This is a genomic window from Cupriavidus basilensis (assembly GCF_029335485.1).
GTDB lineage: Bacteria > Pseudomonadota > Gammaproteobacteria > Burkholderiales > Burkholderiaceae > Cupriavidus > Cupriavidus basilensis_E.
Window position 1 is genome coordinate 1 of the sequence record NZ_JARJLM010000680.1, and the last position, 18,904, is coordinate 18,904.

The following is an 18,904-nucleotide window of genomic DNA, read 5'->3' on the forward strand; positions in this document are numbered from 1 at the left end:
TGCCTACAGGCGGCAGCGCAACACCGCAAGTCCCAACACCCGCTTGAAACACCGCCGGAGGCAAATGGCCGGATGACGCCACATAGGGAAATGTGAGAAAAACGATCAAAGCGGGAAACGGCTCGGCATCAGACTTCGAATCAGGGTTCGAATCAGGCACGGAATGAAATAGGACCGCACCCTATCCCGCAGCCCATGACGCCGCACGGCTCCCGCATCATCCCAGCGCTCCCTTGCCTTCGGAGACCATCATGCACGACCTGCTGATCCTTATGGCTTCCTCGGTGATACTGGCGGTATTCATTTTCAAGGAATGAGGGCGGACACGAGAACGCCCCCGCGAGCATCGGGCCTGGCGATCAGGCCGCCGCCAGGATGGGCCCGGTGCCGCCCATCGTGCCCTCCTCGCGAAAGCGCGCATGCCAGGCCAGCGCTTCCTCGATCAGGTGCGGCGTATGCCCGCCGCGGCGCGTGGCGCGCGTCACGTAGTCGCCAAGCAGGTCGCGATAGAGCGGATCGGCGCAGTTGGCGATGATCTGCTGCGCGCGCTCGCGCGGCGCCAGCCCGCGCAGGTCGGCCAGCCCATGCTCGGTCACGATGACGTCGACGTCGTGCTCGGTGTGGTCCACGTGCGAAACCATCGGCACGATGCTGGATATGGCGCCGGCCTTGGCCACCGACTTCGTGACAAACACGGAGATGTGCGCATTGCGGGCGAAATCGCCGGAACCACCGATGCCGTTCATCATGTGCGTGCCGCCAACATGGGTGGAATTCACGTTGCCATAGATATCGCACTCGAGGGCCGTGTTGATGGTGATCAGGCCGAGCCGGCGCAAGATCTCCGGATGGTTGCTGATCTCCTGCGGGCGCAGGATCACACGGGATTTGTAGCGCTCGAGGTCCGCCAGGAAACGCGCATAGACGGCGCTGGTCAAGGTTACCGACGAAGCCGAGGCAAAGCTCAGCCGCCCGGCATCCAGCAGCTCGATGGTGCTGTCCTGCAGGACTTCCGAATACATCTTGAGGTCGCGGAACGGGGAATCGACCAGCCCGTGCAGCACGGCGTTGGCAATCGTGCCGATACCCGCCTGCAGCGGCTGCAGCGAGGGCGCCAGCCGGCCCGCGCGGACCTCATGCAAGAGAAAATCGTTCAAATGCCCGGCAATCTGGCGTGTCTCCTGGTCGGGCGGCAACGCATTGGACGGACTGTCATCCTTCTGCGTGATCACGATGGCGGCAATCTTCGCCGGGTCCAGCGGAATGTAGGGCAAACCGATGCGCTGTTCCGCCGCAATCAACGGAATCGGCTGGCGATAGGGGCGCGGCGTCGGCAGGTAGATATCGTGCAAGCCTTCCAGCCCGGCCGGCATATTGAGGTTGATCTCGACGATCACCTGCTTGGCCAGCATCGCGAAGCTGGCGGAATTGCCCACCGACGTGGTCGGCACGATGCCGCCCGTCTCCGTGATCGCCACGGCCTCCACCACCGCCACGTCCACGGGCGCGATCTGCTGCCCGCGCAGTTGCTCCACGGTCTCGGACAAGTGCTGGTCGATAAACATCACTTCGCCCGCATTGATCTTGCGCCGCAGGGTCGCATCGACCTGGAACGGCAGGCGCCGCGCCAGCACGTTGGCTTCGGCCAGGATCTTGTCGGTGTCGTTGCCCAGCGAGGCGCCGGTCATCAGCGTGATGCGCAGCGGCTCCTTGGCCGCGCGCCTGGCTAGCGCCTCCGGCACCGCCTTGCAATCGCCGGCGCGGGTGAAGCCGCTCATGCCAACCGTCATGCCATCGCGAATCAGTTCGGCCGCGGCCTCCGCCGGCATGACCTTGTCCAGCAGCCTGGCCAGCCGGATACGTTCCTTGTGCATCTTTTATGTCTCCATGATGCCTCCCCGGCCGATGGGCCGCGCCGCGCGCCATGGCAGGGCCCGGCGTTCGGCTCGGATTGCGCTTCCTACCGGCCGGTAAGGCGCAGACAAGCAGTGTAGCCACGGCAACGACATTCCTGCGGGGATATAAAATCATGGAATCAAGTCGCTTTTTTCATAGCACCGGGGCGTGCGAAGAGGCACACCGGGATGCCGCCGGCCGGCCGTGATCCCGGCGGCGCATACCCATCCGCGGGCGCGGGGTTTTCCCTCGGTGCAATGCATCGATGCCGCCGTTCTGATACTGTCGTGCTGCTTCAGGACGCGGACTCACGCGCCGCAGCGCCGCCCTGACGCAAAAGCGCCGCAGGCACCACCGACCGGAGACAAAAAGCAGATGGAGCATCGCGCATTCGCCACCAGCGAGCCCGTGGTTCAAGGGTTGATCGAAGCCGTCTGTGCCTGGCAGGCCGCACTCGAGCAGGCCCTCTCCGATTCCGGCATCAGCTACACCAAATGGCTCCTGCTGCGCGCGATCGCGTGTGGCGACTTCATTCGCCACCAGGCCTATCGCGGCCAGATCCTGATCGACGCCGACCTGTCCGAACGCTTGCTTGAGGAACTGCATGCCCACGGCTGGATCGAGCTTGCCGAAGCACCGCGCATCGCCGATTCGGCACACGGGCGCCTCGAACGCGTGTGGCAGGCGGTCAAGGCCCTGCACTCGGTATCGGTCGCCGCGTTCAACCCGCAGGAGCGCGCCGCCTTGAGCGCCCTGCTGCGGCGCATGAGCCAGACTCTCGGCGACCACACCGCGCGCCGCCGCAAGCACGGCACCCCCGCGCCGGTGCCAGCCTGAACGCCCCACGCCCGCCCTGCCCGCGCGCCGTACTTTGTGCGCAGTTGCTCCCTTTATGCTCTACAGTAGTTAGCACGGTCTCGCTGCCATGGCGACCGCGCCGCGCACCTTGCCGCCGGGCATGAGACCGCCAACACAAGCCGTCTGGGGGAGACACCATGCTGGCGGAAAGCGAAACGCGACTGGCCCAATTGCTGGCCGACCTGATGCAGTTCGCCCAGGGCCGCCTGCCCGGCGAGACATACGTCAGGATCGAGCCTTTCCTGCGCCATTACTATGACCTGACGGACACCGAGGATCTGATCAAGCGAGACGTGGCGGATCTCTATGGCGCGATCATGGCGCACTGGCAGACCGCGCAGCGCTTTGTCTCCGGCAAGGCCCGGCTGCGTGTCTACAACCCCAACCTGGAGCAGCACGGCTGGCACTCCGACCACTCGGTGGTGGAGATCGTCAACGACGACATGCCCTTCCTGGTCGACTCCGTCACCATGGAGATCAATCGGCTGGGGCTGGCCCTGCATTCCGCGATTCATCCGGTGTTCCGGGTCTGGCGCAACACGGATGGCACCATCGGGAAAGTCGGGCTAGGCAGCGAAGGCGGCTCGGCCGCCGGCAACGGCGCCAACGGCTCGAACGGCGGTGCGCGCCTGGAATCCTTCATTCACTTCGAAGTCGACCGCTGTGGCGACACCGCCACGCAGGAAGCCTTGCGCAACGGCATTGCCCGGGTACTCGGCGACGTGCGTGCCGCAGTGGAAGACTGGCCACAGATGACGGCCACCACGCGCGCCACCATCGAGACGCTGGCACAAGGCCCCAAAGCCGCCCGGGCCGACGTGCAGGAGGCCTGCGCCTTCCTGGAATGGATGCTGGACAATCACTTCTGCTTCCTGGGCCAGCGCGACTATGAACTGGTGACAAAGGACGGCCACTACTTCCTGCGCGGCGTTGCCGGCTCCGGTGCCGGCATCCTGCGCGAAAACCTGCGAACCCCCGATGCGGATACGCTCACCGAACTGCCGGCGGCAGCGGCCAGCGTCATCGAGGACAGCGCGCAGATCTTCGTGACCAAGGCCAATTCGCGGGCGACCGTGCACCGGCCGGGTTACCTCGACTATGTCGGCGTCAAGCTCACCGACGCCAACGGCAAGCTCTTCGGCGAGCGCCGTTTCGTGGGGCTCTACACCTCCACCACCTACATGACGTCCTGCGCGGACATTCCGCTGGTGCGCAGCAAATTCTCCAACATCCTGGCGCGCGCGGGTTTCCTGACCAAGGGCCACCTCTACAAGTCGCTGGTCACCATTCTCGAGCAATACCCGCGCGATGAACTGTTCCAGTCCGAAGAAGACGAGCTGTTCGACATCTCGCTGGGCATCCTGCGCCTGCAGGAGCATCAGCGCATCCGCTTGTTCGTGCGCCGCGACCGCTTCGACCGCTTTGTCTCCTGCCTGGTGTTCGTGCCGCGCGACAAATACAACACGGACCTGCGCCAACGCATCCAGAAGCTGCTGATGACCGCCTTCCGCGGCAACAGCTGTGAATTCACGCCGCAGTTGTCGGAATCGCCGTTGGCGCGCATCCAGCTGATCGTGCGCGGCGAGCCCGGCACCATGCCCGAGATCAGCCCGGCGGAACTGGAAGAGCGCATCGTGCAGGCCGCGCGCCGCTGGCAGGACGACGTCGCCGCCGCCCTGCTGGACAGTGCCGGCGAAGAGCAAGGCAACCGCCTGCTGCGCCGCTACGGCGACTCCTTCCCCGCCGGCTACCGCGAGGACTATCCCGCGCGCACTGCAGTACGCGACATCGAACTGATGGAGGCGGCGCAGTCGGGCGGCGGCATCGCCATGAACCTGTACCGTCCGATCGAAGCCGCGCCTGGCGCATTCCGCTTCAAGGTCTACCGCGCGCGCGAGCCGATCGCGCTATCGCTCAGCCTGCCGATGCTCGAGCACCTGGGCGTGCGCGTGGACGAAGAGCGTCCCTACCTGGTCGAGCCCAACGGCGCCGCGCCTGTCTGGATCCACGATTTCGGGCTGGAGATGGCCGATGGCGTCGCCGCCGGCATCGACCTGGGCGCGGATATCGCGCGCATCAAGGCGCTGTTCGAAGACGCCTTCGCGCGTGCCTGGAATGGCGAAATCGAGAACGACGACTTCAACCGCCTGGTGCTGCGGGCCGAACTGGCCGCGCGCGACGTGACCATCCTGCGCGCCTACGCCCGCTATCTTCGCCAGGTCGGGTCGACCTTCAGCGATGCCTATATCGAGCGGGCCCTGACCGGCAACCCGGCCATCGCTTCGCGGCTGGTCGAATTGTTCGTGGCACGCTTCGACCCCGCCACGGAAGCCGCCCGCGCGCCGCGCTGCGAGCAGCTGCAGCAGGCCATTGCCGCAGCGCTGGACCAGGTGCCCAACCTGGACGAGGACCGCATCCTGCGCCTGTTCCTGGGCGTGATCAACGCCACGGTACGCACCAACTATTTCCGCCATGGCGCCGACGGCGACCCGCGCCCCTATGTATCGTTCAAGTTCAACCCTGCGCTGGTGCCCGGCTTGCCGGAGCCGCGCCCGATGTTCGAGATCTGGGTCTACTCTCCACGCGTGGAAGGCGTACACCTGCGCGGCGGCCCGGTGGCGCGCGGCGGCCTGCGCTGGTCCGACCGGCGGGAGGACTTCCGCACCGAGGTGCTGGGCCTGATGAAGGCGCAGATGGTCAAGAATACGGTGATCGTGCCGGTGGGCAGCAAGGGCGGCTTCGTGGTCAAGCGCCCGCCGCCGGCAAACGATCGCGACGCGCTCCTGCAGGAAGGCATCGCCTGTTACCAGACCTTCCTGCGCGGCCTGCTCGACGTGACCGACAACCGGGTCGCCGGCACCCTGGAGCCGCCGCCCGAGGTGGTGCGCGAGGATGGCGACGACCCCTACCTGGTGGTCGCCGCCGACAAGGGCACGGCCAGCTTTTCCGACTACGCCAACGCGATCTCCGCCGAATACGGCTTCTGGCTCAGCGACGCCTTCGCCTCCGGCGGCTCGGTGGGCTACGACCACAAGAGAATGGCGATCACCGCCCGTGGCGCCTGGGAATCGGTCAAGCGCCACTTCCGCGAGATGGGCACCGACATCCAGTCCACCGACTTCACCGTCGCCGGCATCGGCGACATGTCCGGCGATGTGTTCGGCAATGGCATGCTGCTATCGCCTCACATCAGGCTCGTGGCGGCGTTCGACCATCGCCATATCTTTCTCGACCCCTCCCCCGACCCGGCCGTCAGCCTGCGCGAGCGCCAGCGCATGTTCGAACTGCCGCGTTCCAGCTGGGCCGACTACGATCCGAGCCTGGTCTCCGCCGGTGGTGGCGTGTTCCCGCGCACCGCCAAGACCATCGCGATCACGCCCGAGGTGCAGGCCTGCCTGGGCATCGGCGCCACGACGCTGTCGCCCGCCGAACTGGTCCACGCCATCCTGCTGGCGCCGGTCGACCTGCTCTATAACGGCGGCATCGGTACCTACGTCAAGTCCAGCCGCGAAAGCCACCTGCAAGTGGGCGACCGCAGCAACGACGCGGTGCGCGTCAACGGTGCCGAACTGCGCTGCAAGGTGGTGGGCGAAGGCGGCAACCTCGGCCTCACGCAGCTTGGCCGCATCGAGTTCGCGTTGCATGGCGGACGCATCAATACCGATGCCATCGACAATTCCGCCGGCGTGGACTGCTCGGATCACGAGGTCAATATCAAGATCCTGCTGGGCCTGGCCCTGGCGGATGGCGAGATGACCGAGAAGCAACGCAACAAACTGCTGGCGGAAATGACCGACGAGGTCGGTTTGCTGGTGCTGCAGGATAACTACTACCAGAGCCAGGCGCTGTCCGTGGCGATCCGCAGTGCCGCTGCGCTGCTCGATGCGGAAGGCCGGCTGATCCACTGGCTGGAGCGCGCCGGCCGCCTCAAGCGCGCGCTGGAGTTCCTGCCATCGGAAGAAGAGCTGGTCGAACGCAAGGCCGCCGGAGTGGGACTGACTTCCCCCGAACGCGCCGTGCTGCTCGCCTACAGCAAGATGTGGCTGTACGAGGAACTCCTCGCCTCCGGCTTGCCCGAGGACCCGCTGGTGGCTGGCCTGTTGCCCGCGTACTTCCCGCAGCCCTTGCGCGAGCGGCATGCCGATGCCATGCTGCGCCACCCGCTGCGCCGGGAAATCCTGGCCACGCACCTGACCAATACGCTGGTCAACCGTATCGGCGCCACCTTCATCCACCGCATGCTCGAAGAAACCGATGCGCGTCCCGCGGACATCGTGCGCGCCTGCCTGATCGCGCGCGACGTGTTCGGCCTGGACCCGCTCTGGATAGAGATAGACGCGCTGGACAACCGTATCGCCGACGAGGTACAGGCGCGCATGTTCACCGCCATGGGACGCCTGCTGGAACACGCCAGCCTCTGGTTCCTGCGTCATCCGCATGCGGGAGGCCCAAGCGCCGGCGATGGCCCGCGCTATGCCGAGGCGGCGGCCTGGCTCACCCCGCAACTCCCCGCGCTGCTGGCCGGCTCCGAAGCCGCGGCGCTGGCCGAGCGGAGGCAGGCGCTGCGCCAGTCCGGGGTGGACGATGCGCTGGCCTTGCGCGTGGCAGCGGGCGAAATCTCGGCCGCGGCGCTGGATATCGCGGAAGTGGCGGCCGCCACGCAGCGCAGCCTGGCGCTGGTCGCGGGCGTCTATTTCGCACTCGACACGGAGTTCAGCTTTGGCTGGCTGCGCGAACGCGCCCTTGCCCTGCCCGCCGACAGCCATTGGGACCTGCTCGCTCGCACCACCACGCTGGAAGACCTCGGCCGCCTCAAGCGCGCGCTCACGGTAAGCGTGCTGGCGCCGCCGCGGGAACTGGACACGCCGGCGCTGCTTATCGAAGCGTGGCGCGGCGGACGCCAGGCGCAGATCGAACGCTTCTCGCGCATGCTGGCGGACCAGCGCGCATCCGGTGCGGCCGGCTTGGCGATGCTATCGGTGGCGGTGCGGGAAATCGGCGTGCTGGAACGCAGTCAGCCCGGCGGGTAAACGCGGGAGATGGGGAGTGGAGACAATGCCGGCATGGCACACGCCCACCGAATCACGACGTGCGATGAACGGGCCCGTCAAAGCCATGATCGCGGCGGTGGCAATCGCCACCGCCAGCAGCCATGCCAGTCCAGGACCGATGGCAAACGCGTTGTCATCGGCCTGAAGCGCTACGGCTTGCGGAGCCGGAAGTGGAGCAGCATCATGCTGCCCGAACTGCCCGGCTCCCTGGCCACGGACCGCACCGACGGAGCCGGCAATAGCCTTACCGTCTCCACTTCGCTTCGAGCAACACTGCTGCCTTGATGGCGGCGACGGTCTCTTGCTCAGTCTTGAAATCACCCAGCAGACGCTTGGACTTGCCGCCGAGCACCGCAGCCTGCAGCGCCTTGCCGGACGCCGCCGAGGTACCGGGGTGCCAGCAATAGCGGGCGGTCCAGGTACCGTTCTGCAACCGCTCGGCAACCCAGATCACGCGAAAATCCTCGAACACAACCCCGAAGGGTTCGTCTTCGCTCATGACATACCTCCACTACACGCGATCGCTCCCCTCTAACACCACGACCGTGCGCGCGCGGGCCGTGTCAGCCTGATCGACCAGCCGGGATCGGCATCGGACCGGTCGATATGTCGCCGTCATTGCGGCGATCTGATAGGTCAGGATTGCAGGACGCGGTAAGCGGTACGCGACTGGTGGAGCTGCCCGCCGTCGTGGCCCGTTGCTGCGTCAACGCCCTGTATCCAGTGATGCTAGCACGCGGCGCACCGCTGCAACCAGCCAAGCCTGACAATCCAGACGCCCGCATGCCTGCATTGCGCCGCCGCCAGCCGCTAGGAGGCAGGAATCTCGTGGCTCCCGCGCCCCAGTAGATCGCCGTGGAGGTCGCCCAGCACGCGCGGCCTGCGGGGCTGCAGCTCCAGGCCCAGGCGGATCAGCAATTCAAAAGCATCGGCCAGCAGATGCTGCTGGCGTGGCAACAGGCTGGCGTAAGGCATGTCGTAGATGGATTGATGCGAGCCGCGCGGGCCTTTGAGTCCGCGATCGCGAGCCATATCGGACAGGAGCGCGGCAAAGCCGCCAAGGTCCTCTGCTGCCAGGGCGGTATTGAGTACCGCGGCCAGCACGTGCGGCGGCGACGAACCCCAGCCCATGGCATCGGCGTTGGCAGCGCTTTCTTCGGAAGAGTCGAATGAGTTCATACCCGAATTAACGACCGCGTTGCCGCACCATGTAGGCTATTCGGCAAAACTTCTGCCAGACACGCGGCACGGTCCCGCCAGCGCCCGGGTACTCGGCGTGCCGCCCCCGCTCACGCTGGCGGGGGCCCGTGCGGGCACGTCAATCAGCCTGCCGCGTAAGCAACGTGGTCCACCGTGGCGTCGATCAGGCGGCAGGCACGGGCCTGGGCCCGGTCGGCCACCTCCAGCAATTCGCCCTGCTCATGCCCGACCCACGATTGCAGCGGAGAAGGATTGCGCACCGCGCCCTTCGCCTCCTGGACGATCGAAGCGCTGACCAGGCAGCCGCGCTCATGCTGCTGCACCGTAATCAAAATCACATAGCCCCGGTAATGCTGTGTTCTGGATTCATTCATGGTGTCTCCCTTTGCCGGGCATCGTAGCATGCCGCGGCATGGCGCTTGCCGGCAACGGGGCATGGCCAGGAAAAGGTGCGCACGAGGGGGAGGCGGCCGGCTAAGGCCGGGCCTGGTGGCGATCCTCGGGACGCCGCCCCATGCGCCAGACATTGGGCGGCTGGCCGTGCGCGGCATTCTGGAACATCCAGGCGCCGCAGACGGTACAGCGCCAGGGACGATCCACCCATCGCGAATTGACATCCATGCCGAGCGCGCCCGCACCGGTGGCAGCCAGGTTCTCATGCGGCTCCACCGTGGTCGGCGCGCCCACGAGAAGGTGGCAGAGGTCGCAAGCCTGCATGTCTGACTCCAGCAAAGCCGGCACGTAGCCAGCGCATCCTTAGGGTTGCAAAGCTTCGGCCCCGCTTGTCCGGCGGGACAGCTTCACGCGCCGGTGCGGAAGGGATCGTCTCCAGGCTGGCCAGGCGCCTCGACCAGATCGAACTCGTCGCGCGCCTTGTCCACCACGGACCGAATACTCCTCTCGTAGCCGCCGGCATTGCCGAAGGCTTTCATATCCCAATTGCGGCCGCGCGCGTCGCGTGGATGCGCCTGCGGCGCCGGCACACGAATCCTGGCACCGTCCTCCACAATGTCGTCGATACGCTGGATACGCCGGCTCACCTCGTCCTGCAAGGCCCTGGCGGCGCGCTCGCGTTTGGCCATCGTAGACTCCCTGTCGTTGGCGAGAAGGCAAGCAGCATCTGGCGCCTGCATCCAGGCGGGCAGGCTGCAAACGTCCACCCGGAAAGACATGTAATCCGCGCCGCCTCACGATTCGATTGTAGAGTCCGCGCACCGCCACTACAAATCGTTTGACCGGCCACCCGGCCAAACGATCGGCAAAAATGCCGTTGGATCGAGCGGGCCACCGGACTGGCGCGACAAGCACTCGCCGGTTGCGGCCGGCATATTGCACCCCTGCTATCAGGCTGACTCCCGACATCGCAAGGATCATGCGCGCATTCGTCGTGCACTCGTCGTGCCTATTTGGCGCGCAAAAGAAAAAACCCGCACAGCTTTCACTGTGCGGGTTCTTGATACTGGTCGGGGCGAGAGGATTTGAACCTCCGACCACCTGCACCCCATGCAGGTACGCTACCAGGCTGCGCTACGCCCCGAAGAAAAAGATTATAGCAGAATGCTTTTGCGGCTGACTAGTGGCTAGCGCACTTTTTATTCGTGTTTCGCAATCTGCCGAAGCTGCGCGAGCAGGTGCTGTACTTCCACCAGTTCGCTGCGCAGGTTATTCAGGTCGAGTGGGAAGACCGGCGCTTCATCGGTCACCGATGCGGCAAGGGCCGCGGCCTGCTCGTCCTCGGCGGGCGCATGGCTGTGCTGCCGTCCTTCATCGAGGCGATTGCGCGCGCCGTTGATCGTAAAGCCCTGCTCGTACAGCAGTTCGCGGATGCGCCGGATCAGCAGGACTTCGTGATGCTGGTAGTAGCGGCGGTTGCCGCGCCGCTTGAGGGGCTTGAGCTGCGTGAACTCCTGTTCCCAGTAGCGCAGCACATGCGGCTTGACGGCGCAAAGCTCGCTGACCTCGCCGATGGTGAAGTAGCGTTTTGCGGGAATCGGTGGCAACGAAATGCGATCGCTGGATCTTTCCGACATACGGTGAATTGGCGGGCTTCAGGCCGTGCCGGCAGTGGTTGTAGTGACCGCGCAGCCAGGCGCGCGGACGATCGGAAACGAAGTCATCGAGAAGCGAGGCAACAGGATAGCGAGCGGCCGCGCTGCTGGCAAACGATCAGCCCGGCACCGCCAGGCCGGCTCGCTCTTCCACCAGGCCCTTGAGCTTCTGGCTGGCATGGAAGGTCACCACGCGCCGTGCCGTGATGGGGATGATCTCGCCAGTCTTGGGATTGCGGCCAGGACGTTGCGGCTTGTCGCGCAGCTGGAAATTGCCGAAACCGGAGAGCTTGACGCTGTCGCCCTGCTCCAACGCTTCGCGGATCACGTCGAAGAACGCTTCGACCATGTCCTTGGATTCGCGCTTGTTGAGACCGACCTGGTCGAACAGCATTTCGGCAAGCTCGGCCTTGGTGAGGGTCGGTACCTCGGCAACACGGGAGTCGGGTACCTCATCGTCGAGAGAGGCGGCCTGCCGGCCGCCTGCTTCACCTATTGCAGCGGCCATGAGATACGCGTGTCGATCGTTCATTGTCATTCAGTGTGGCGATCCGCCCGGATGCGGAGGTCCGGGCGCTCCATTGTCATGTCAGCTGGTGGATCAGCCGCGCAACCGCGCCTGGAATGCAGCGCCGGCGGCTTCGACCATGCAACGCACCGCACTGTCGACGGTTTCGTCCTGGAGGGTCGCCCCAGTATCTTGCAAGGTCAGGCGGAACGCAAGGCTTTTCTCGTCCGCCCCAATGGCCGCCGAAGCCGCCTTCGGACGGAACTCGTCGAACAATACCAGGCTCTGGCAGTAGCGGCCGGAGCCTTGTTTTTCCAGTGCCTCGCGCATGGCGTCGAGCAGGTCCTGCACGCGTACCGGCTGTTTCACCACCAGCGCCAGGTCGCGTACCGCGGCCGGGAACCTGGAGATTTCGGTGTAGGCCGGCAGACCCACTTCGCGCAGCGCCTGCAGGTCCAGCTCGAACACCACCGGCGCTTGCGTCAGCTCATACTCCTGCAGCCAGCGCGGATGCAGTTCGCCGATCACGCCGACCACCTTGCCGTCGATCACCACTTGCGCGGCGCGGCCCGGATGCAGCGCGGGATGCGCCACCGGCTCGAAGCGTGCAACCCGCGGATGCAGCAGGGCTTCGACATCGCCCTTGACGTCGAAGAAGTCCACCGGGCGCGTCGCAACACCCCACTGCTCTTCGAAGGCCGGGCCATAGGCGATGCCGCCGGCGACCATCGGCTGGCGATAGCCTGCCACGGTCAGGCCGCCATCCGCCACTGCGGCGTCGCGATGGAACACGCGGCCCACTTCAAACATCCGCACGCGCGAAGCCTTGCGGTTGAGGTTGTAGCGCACCTTGTCGAGCAGGCCGCCGACCAGCGTGGAGCGCATCACCGCCAGCTGGCTGGCGATCGGGTTGAGCAGGCGGATCGGATTGTCGTTGGCGGCGAAATCGCGTTCCCACTTCTCTTCGACGAAGGCGAAGTTGATCACCTCCTGGTAGTCGCGCGCGGCAATCGCGTGACGCACCGCATGGGTCGAGCGGCGCGCTTCGTCGGTCGGGCGCATTTCGCTCTCGGCGATCGGCGGGCGTGCCGGAATGCGCTCGAAGCCATAGATGCGGGCCACTTCCTCGATCAGGTCTTCCTCGATCTCGATGTCGAAGCGATAGCTCGGCGGCGTGACGACGAATACTTCGCCATCCGCGCCTTGTTCGCGGGAGAACGGCAGCTGCAGCCGCTGGAACACGTCGGCGATCACCGCCGGCGACAGTTCGATGCCAAGCACGCGCTCGGCGCGCGCCACACGCAGGCGCACCGGCTTGCGCTGCGGCAGGTTGGCGATCTGGTCGTCGACCGGACCGGCCTGTCCGCCACAGATATCGAGGATCAGCGCGCTGATGCGCTCGATATGCTCGACCGTGGTGGCATAGTCCACGCCGCGCTCGAAACGATGCCCGGCATCGGTCGAGAAGTTGAAGCGGCGCGAGCGGCCCTGGATCGCTTCCGGCCACCAGAAGGCGGCCTCCAGGTAGATATTGGTGGTGTCCAGCGTCACGGCGGTGCTGTCGCCGCCCATGATGCCGGCCAGGCTCTCGATTTCCTTGTCGTCGGCGATCACGCCGACCTGCTCGTCGAGCTCGACGGTATTGCCGTTGAGCAGCTTGAGCTGCTCGCCCTTGCGGCCCCAGCGCACGTCCAGCCCGCCGTGGATCTTGTCCAGGTCGAACACATGCGAGGGACGGCCCAGTTCGAGCATCACGTAGTTGGAGATGTCGACCAGCGCGGAGAGGCTGCGCTGCCCGGCCCGCTCCAGCCGCTGCACCATCCATGCCGGCGTGGCAGCGCGCGCGTTCACTCCGCGGATCACACGGCCGGAGAAGCGGCCGCACAGGTCGGGCGCCGAGATCTTGACCGGCAGCTTGTCGGCCAGCGTCACGGCAACCGGCTTCATCTCCGGCAGGCGCAGTTCGGCACCGGTCAGCGCGGCAACTTCGCGCGCCACGCCGTGAATCGACAGGCAGTCGGCCTTGTTCGGCGTCAGCTTGATGACGAAGACCTGGTCATCCAGGTCCAGGTATTCGCGGATGTCCTGGCCGATCTTTGCATCCTCGGGCAGGAGCATCAGGCCGCCATGGTCTTCCGACAGCTTGAGCTCGCGCGCCGAACACAGCATGCCGTAGCTGTCCACGCCGCGCAGCTTGCCCACCTTGATCTCGAACGGCTTGCCGCCCGCTTCCGACGGCGGCAGCACGGCGCCGACCAGCGCGCACGGCACCAGGATGCCGGGCGCCACGTTGGGTGCGCCGCATACGATCTGCAGGGTCTCGCCGGTGCCGGCATCGACCTGGCAGACATTGAGACGATCCGCGTTGGGATGGCGCTCGGTGGCGAGCACGCGCGCCACCACCACCTTGTTGAAGGGCGGCGCGACCGGGCCGACCTCTTCCACTTCCAGCCCGGCCATGGTCAGGCTGTGCGAAAGCGCATCGGTGGAAATCTTGTCGGGATTGACGAAACTGCGAAGCCAGGATTCCGAGAATTGCATGGCGCTTCTGATCCGGTAAGTATTCTGTTCTGTGGTGTCGGTGACGATATGCTCGGGCGCGGCGCTATCAGGCGAACTGGCGCAGGAATCGCGCGTCGCCTTCGAAGAACAGGCGCAGGTCGTTGATGCCGTAGCGGAGCATGGTCAGGCGTTCGAGGCCGGAACCAAAGGCGAAGCCGATATAGCGCTCCGGGTCCAGGCCCATATTGCGCAGCACATTGGGATGCACCTGGCCCGAGCCGGAAATCTCCAGCCACTTGCCGTTGCCGAAGGCCATGTCGATTTCCGCCGACGGCTCCGTGAACGGGAAATATGAGGGGCGGAACCGCACCTGTATGTCGTCTCGCTCGAAGAACTTGCGCAGGAAGTCGGTGTAGACGCCCTTCAGGTCGGCAAAGCTCACGTCCTCGCCGATCCACAGGCCCTCGACCTGGTTGAACATCGGCGAATGCGTGGCGTCACTGTCCACGCGGTAGGTGCGGCCCGGGCAGATCACCTTGATCGGCGGCATCTCGCGGCCCTTGTACTTTTCCACATGCATGCGCGCGTAGCGCACCTGCATCGGGCTGGTGTGGGTACGCAGCAGCAGCAACTTGTCGTCGCTATCGCGGCCATCCACGTAGAAGGTATCCTGCATCGAACGGGCCGGATGGTTGTCCGGGTTGTTCAACGCGGTGAAGTTCATCCAGTCCGTTTCGATCTCGGGACCATCGGCCACGTCAAAGCCCACCGAGCCGAAGATCTGCTCGACCCGCTCCCAGGTACGCATCACCGGATGCAGGCTGCCGCGGGCGACCGCCCGGCCCGGCAGCGTCACATCGATGGCTTCGGCGGCCAGCCGCGCGTTCATCAGCGCATCGGCCAGCGCCTGGCGGCGTGCCTGCAGCGCGGCCTCGACCTGCTGCTTGGCCTGGTTGATGCGCGCGCCTTCGCTCTTGCGCGTTTCCGGGTCGAGCTTGCCGAGGCTCTTGAGCAGCTCGGTGAGCGCGCCGGTCTTGCCGAGAAAGCGGGCTTTTTCGTTTTCCAGCGTGGCGTTGTCGTTGGCGGCGGCGAAGGCGGCCTGGGCGTCGGCGACGATTTGATCCGGATCCAGAGACATGGCGGCGGTCGGCGATAGATTTGGCGTCCGGGTCACGCTGGGCCCGGGCGTGGGTTGGCACTAGGTGCGATGTGGGTGCAGAGCCCGCGCTGCACCGGGGGGCGGCGCGGGCTTCGTTTCGGATGCCGTCTACGATGCGAAACGGCATTCGAAATGAAAACGGGGCTCGGTGAGGAGCCCCGTTTCTGCAGGTCCGGCCAGATCGCCATCGCAGCAATGAGCGCTGCTCAGGCAAATTCGGCGGAAATGCTGTCGACCTTGTGGTCGGTGCTTGCGCCCGGGACAGCACGCCAGAAACTAGCGCGCCACCCCGGAGCCGGCATCAGGCAACGGTGGCTTTCACCTGGTTGACGATGGCGGCAAAGGCAGGCTTGTCGTGAATAGCCATATCCGACAGCACCTTGCGGTCCAGCTCGATCGAGGCCCTCTTCAGACCGTTCATGAACACGCTGTAGGTCATGCCATGCTCACGCGAAGCAGCATTGATACGCGCAATCCAGAGAGCGCGGAACACGCGCTTCTTGTTGCGGCGATCGCGGTATGCGTACTGGCCAGCACGCATGACCGCCTGCTTGGCGATACGGTAGACATTATTGCGGCGGCCGCGGTAACCCTTGGCAGCGACGATGACTTTCTTATGACGGGCCCGTGCAGTGACCCCACGTTTTACTCGAGGCATGAAATGCTCCTTTCGTTTTCGTTAGGGTTATGCGTAAGGCATCATTGCGCGAACGGACTTCAGGTTCGTCTCATGGACGTCCTGGGTGCCGCGCAACTGGCGCTTGTTCTTGGTGGTCTTCTTGGTCAAGATGTGACGCTTGAAGGCCTGGCCACGCTTGAACGAACCATTCGGACGCGCAGTAAAGCGCTTGGAAGCGCTTTTCTTGGTCTTCATCTTCGGCATGAATAACTCCAGCTTCTATGACATGCATGCAGGTGGCCAGCTGGCGCCGGCACTTGCAAAACCCGCATCCACTTATTGTTGCGCGAAGCCGCGTACGGCTCCCGCGCTGCTTTCGCGCAACGCCGCGCCCGGAAGCATCTCCCCCGGACCGCAGCGCCGCGCAAAATCTTACTTCTTCTTCTTGGGAGACAGCACCATCACCATCTGGCGCCCTTCCATCTTCGGCATCTGCTCGACCTGGCCGACTTCCTCCAGATCCGCCTTCAGGCGTTCGAGCACACGCGCGCCGATTTCCTGGTGCGCCATCTCACGGCCGCGGAAGCGCAGCGTGATCTTGGTCTTGTCGCCGTCTTCAAGGAAACGCTTCAAGTTGCGCAGCTTGACGTTGTAGTCGCCATCATCCGTACCCGGCCGGAATTTGACTTCCTTGACCTGGATGATCTTCTGCTTCAGCTTGGCGTCGTGCGCGCGCTTGGCTTCCTCGTACTTGAACTTGCCGTAATCCATGATACGGGCAACCGGCGGCACCGCTGTCGGAGCGATTTCCACCAGGTCCAAGTCCTTATCCTCAGCCAGGCGGAGCGCGTCCATGAACTTGACGATGCCGAGCTGCTCATTATCAACCCCGACCAGGCGCAATTCGGGTGCGCTGATTTCGCGATTGATGCGATGACCTTTGTCTGTAGCGATGTTGCGTTACCTCAAGAAGACAAAAAACAAGCCGTGCTCATCCCATCAGGCTTTGCTGGCAACGTCCTGTTGCAGACGCTCCACAAACGCGGATACGGACATGACACCCAGATCCACGTTGCCACGGGCACGCACGGCCACTTGACTGGCATCCCGCTCCTTGTCGCCCACTACCAGCAGGTAGGGAATCTTCTGAAGGGAATGCTCGCGGATTTTATACGTAATTTTCTCGTTACGCAAATCCGCCTTAGCCCTAAATCCTTGTTTTTGCAGCAGTTGCACGACGTTTTCGGCATATTCCGCCTGCGAGTCGGCAATATTCAGCACCACGACCTGCTCCGGCGCCAGCCAGGCAGGCAGCGCGCCGGCATGGTTTTCCAGCAGGATACCCAGGAAGCGCTCGAAAGAGCCCAGGATAGCCCGGTGCAGCATCACCGGACGCTTGCGCGAATTGTCCTCGGAGACGTATTCGGCATCCAGGCGCTCCGGCAGCACCAGGTCCAGCTGCAGCGTGCCGCACTGCCAGGAACGGCCGATGGCGTCCTTGATATGGTATTCCACCTTCGGGCCGTAGAAGGCGCCCTCGCCCGGCAGCTCTTCCCACTCCACGCCGCAGGCGCGCAGCGCCAGCCGCAGGCCTTCCTCGGCATGATCCCAGATCTCGTCCGAACCGGCGCGCTGCTCGGGGCGCAGGGACAGCTTGACCGCAATGTCCTTGAAGCCGAAATCGTCGTACACGGAGAACGCCAGCTCGTTGAAGGCCTTGGCCTCGGCAACGATCTGCTCTTCCGTGCAGAAAATATGCGCATCATCCTGCACGAAACCGCGCACGCGCATCAACCCATGCAGCGCGCCCGAGGGCTCGTTGCGATGGCAGGCGCCGAACTCGGCCAGGCGCAGCGGCAGGTCGCGGTACGAACGCAGGCCATGGTTGAAGATCTGCACATGGCCGGGGCAGTTCATCGGCTTGATCGCGTAGTCGCGCTTTTCCGACTCCGTGACGAACATGTTCTCCTTGTAGTTCTGCCAGTGCCCTGACTTCTCCCACAGCGAGCGATCCATCACTTGCGGCGTGCGCACCTCTTCATAGCCAGCCTGCGTCAGGCGGCCGCGCATGTACTGCTCCACCGCCTGCCACACCTGCCAGCCCTTGGGATGCCAGAACACCATGCCAGGCGCCTCTTCCTGCAGGTGGAACAGGTCAAGCAGCTTGCCCAGCTTGCGGTGGTCGCGCTTCTCGGCTTCCTCCAGCATGTGCAGGTAGGCTTCCTGGTCTTCCTTCTTGGCCCAGGCCGTGCCGTAGATGCGCTGGAGCATCTCGTTCTTGGCATCGCCGCGCCAGTAGGCACCCGCCACCTTCATCAGCTTGAAGACCTTGAGCTTGCCCGTGGACGGCACGTGCGGACCGCGGCAGAGGTCGACGAACTTGCCCTCGCGGTAGAGACCGATTTCCTGGTCCTGCGGAATCGAGGCAATGATCTCGGCCTTGTACTTCTCGCCCATCGATTCGAACAGCTTCACGGCCTCGTCGCGGCTCCAGACTTCGCGCGCCACCTTCTCGTCCTTCTTGGCGAGTTCGGCCATCTTCTTCTCGATGGCAGCCAGATCCTCAGGCGTGAAAGGACGCTTGTAGGCGAAGTCGTAGTAGAAGCCGTTCTCGATCACCGGACCGATCGTCACCTGCGCCTCGGGGTACAGTTCCTTGACGGCGTAGGCCAGCAAGTGCGCCGTCGAATGGCGGATCACGTCGACGCCATCGGCGTCCTTGTCCGTGACGATGGCCAGGCCGGCGTCGCGGTCGATCAGGTAGCTGGTGTCGACCATCTGGCCATCCACCTTGCCGGCCAGGGCGGCCTTGGCCAGGCCCGAGCCAATGCTCTGCGCCACTTCGGCAACCGTCACCGGGCCGGGAAACTCGCGCCGGGAACCATCCGGCAGCGTGATTGCGATCATCTCAAACCTCTTTCAGAATTCCACCCGCCGGGCTGGCCGCGCCGGCAAGCGGATGAAACAGCATCTTTTGGCACCAGGCAACCATGCGCGCATGGGCCGGGCAGCGGGGAATTCGCTCGGACCGACTCACCGGCGACCGAGAAGCATATCAGGCAG

General features: G+C 64.8%; 16 protein-coding genes and 1 tRNA gene. 2 read left to right on the plus strand and 15 right to left on the minus strand.

The genetic code is table 11. The features are described from left to right. Positions 1-359: 359 nt before the first annotated feature. Positions 360-1,874 (minus strand): acetyl-CoA hydrolase/transferase family protein, encoded by a 1,515-nt coding sequence (locus P3W85_RS41665; RefSeq protein WP_276269121.1) that lies wholly within the window; start codon positions 1,872-1,874, stop codon positions 360-362. A 397-nt stretch (positions 1,875-2,271) separates the two neighbouring features. Here P3W85_RS41665 and P3W85_RS41670 point away from each other — a divergent pair, with 397 nt between their 5' ends. Both P3W85_RS41670 and P3W85_RS41675 read left to right on the plus strand, forming a co-directional pair. After that, positions 2,272-2,733: a hypothetical protein gene (locus tag P3W85_RS41670; protein WP_017226564.1), complete on the plus strand. Its 462-nt coding sequence runs from the start codon at positions 2,272-2,274 to the stop codon at positions 2,731-2,733. 158 nt (positions 2,734-2,891) lie between these two features. After that, positions 2,892-7,784, plus strand: a complete 4,893-nt coding sequence (locus tag P3W85_RS41675; protein WP_276269122.1) for an NAD-glutamate dehydrogenase — start codon at positions 2,892-2,894, stop codon at positions 7,782-7,784. 265 nt (positions 7,785-8,049) lie between these two features. Here the strand turns inward: P3W85_RS41675 and P3W85_RS41680 are convergent, their stop codons facing one another. The 14 genes from P3W85_RS41680 to thrS form a co-directional block, all read right to left on the minus strand. Further along, on the minus strand, positions 8,050-8,304 hold the full coding sequence (locus P3W85_RS41680; RefSeq protein WP_017226565.1) for a hypothetical protein: 255 nt from the start codon (positions 8,302-8,304) through the stop codon (positions 8,050-8,052). 311 nt (positions 8,305-8,615) lie between these two features. After that, positions 8,616-8,984 (minus strand): hypothetical protein, encoded by a 369-nt coding sequence (locus P3W85_RS41685; RefSeq protein ID WP_017226566.1) that lies wholly within the window; start codon positions 8,982-8,984, stop codon positions 8,616-8,618. 143 nt (positions 8,985-9,127) lie between these two features. Beyond that, positions 9,128-9,379, minus strand: coding sequence for a hypothetical protein (locus tag P3W85_RS41690; protein ID WP_017226567.1), 252 nt, complete (start codon positions 9,377-9,379; stop codon positions 9,128-9,130). Positions 9,380-9,479: 100 nt separating this feature from the next. Continuing rightward, positions 9,480-9,722, minus strand: a complete 243-nt coding sequence (locus P3W85_RS41695; protein ID WP_017226568.1) for a hypothetical protein — start codon at positions 9,720-9,722, stop codon at positions 9,480-9,482. Between the two features lie 83 nt (positions 9,723-9,805). Then, complete coding sequence (locus tag P3W85_RS41700) at positions 9,806-10,087, minus strand: hypothetical protein (protein ID WP_276269123.1); 282 nt, start codon at positions 10,085-10,087, stop codon at positions 9,806-9,808. A gap of 378 nt (positions 10,088-10,465) precedes the next feature. After that, positions 10,466-10,542, minus strand: a tRNA-Pro gene (locus P3W85_RS41705). Positions 10,543-10,597: 55 nt separating this feature from the next. Beyond that, positions 10,598-11,035 carry a MerR family transcriptional regulator gene (locus P3W85_RS41710; protein ID WP_017226570.1) on the minus strand — a complete coding sequence of 146 codons (438 nt, stop codon included), beginning with the start codon at positions 11,033-11,035 and terminating at the stop codon, positions 10,598-10,600. A gap of 136 nt (positions 11,036-11,171) precedes the next feature. Next, positions 11,172-11,585, minus strand: coding sequence for an integration host factor subunit alpha (locus P3W85_RS41715; RefSeq protein ID WP_017226571.1), 414 nt, complete (start codon positions 11,583-11,585; stop codon positions 11,172-11,174). 69 nt (positions 11,586-11,654) lie between these two features. Next, complete coding sequence (gene pheT, locus P3W85_RS41720; protein ID WP_276269124.1) at positions 11,655-14,102, minus strand: phenylalanine--tRNA ligase subunit beta; 2,448 nt, start codon at positions 14,100-14,102, stop codon at positions 11,655-11,657. Between the two features lie 67 nt (positions 14,103-14,169). Then, positions 14,170-15,201, minus strand: coding sequence for a phenylalanine--tRNA ligase subunit alpha (gene pheS / locus P3W85_RS41725; RefSeq protein ID WP_017226573.1), 1,032 nt, complete (start codon positions 15,199-15,201; stop codon positions 14,170-14,172). 322 nt (positions 15,202-15,523) lie between these two features. Next, a complete protein-coding gene (gene rplT / locus P3W85_RS41730; protein ID WP_035811198.1) occupies positions 15,524-15,880 on the minus strand; it encodes a 50S ribosomal protein L20 in 357 nt (118 codons plus the stop codon). A gap of 27 nt (positions 15,881-15,907) precedes the next feature. After that, on the minus strand, positions 15,908-16,105 hold the full coding sequence (rpmI, locus tag P3W85_RS41735; RefSeq protein WP_006575466.1) for a 50S ribosomal protein L35: 198 nt from the start codon (positions 16,103-16,105) through the stop codon (positions 15,908-15,910). Between the two features lie 168 nt (positions 16,106-16,273). Continuing rightward, the gene (gene infC, locus P3W85_RS41740) at positions 16,274-16,795 is read right to left on the minus strand and encodes a translation initiation factor IF-3 (RefSeq protein ID WP_081488948.1); all 522 of its coding nucleotides are present in this window, start codon (positions 16,793-16,795) and stop codon (positions 16,274-16,276) included. A gap of 45 nt (positions 16,796-16,840) precedes the next feature. After that, positions 16,841-18,748 carry a threonine--tRNA ligase gene (thrS, locus tag P3W85_RS41745; protein WP_276269125.1) on the minus strand — a complete coding sequence of 636 codons (1,908 nt, stop codon included), beginning with the start codon at positions 18,746-18,748 and terminating at the stop codon, positions 16,841-16,843. Positions 18,749-18,904: the final 156 nt, after the last annotated feature.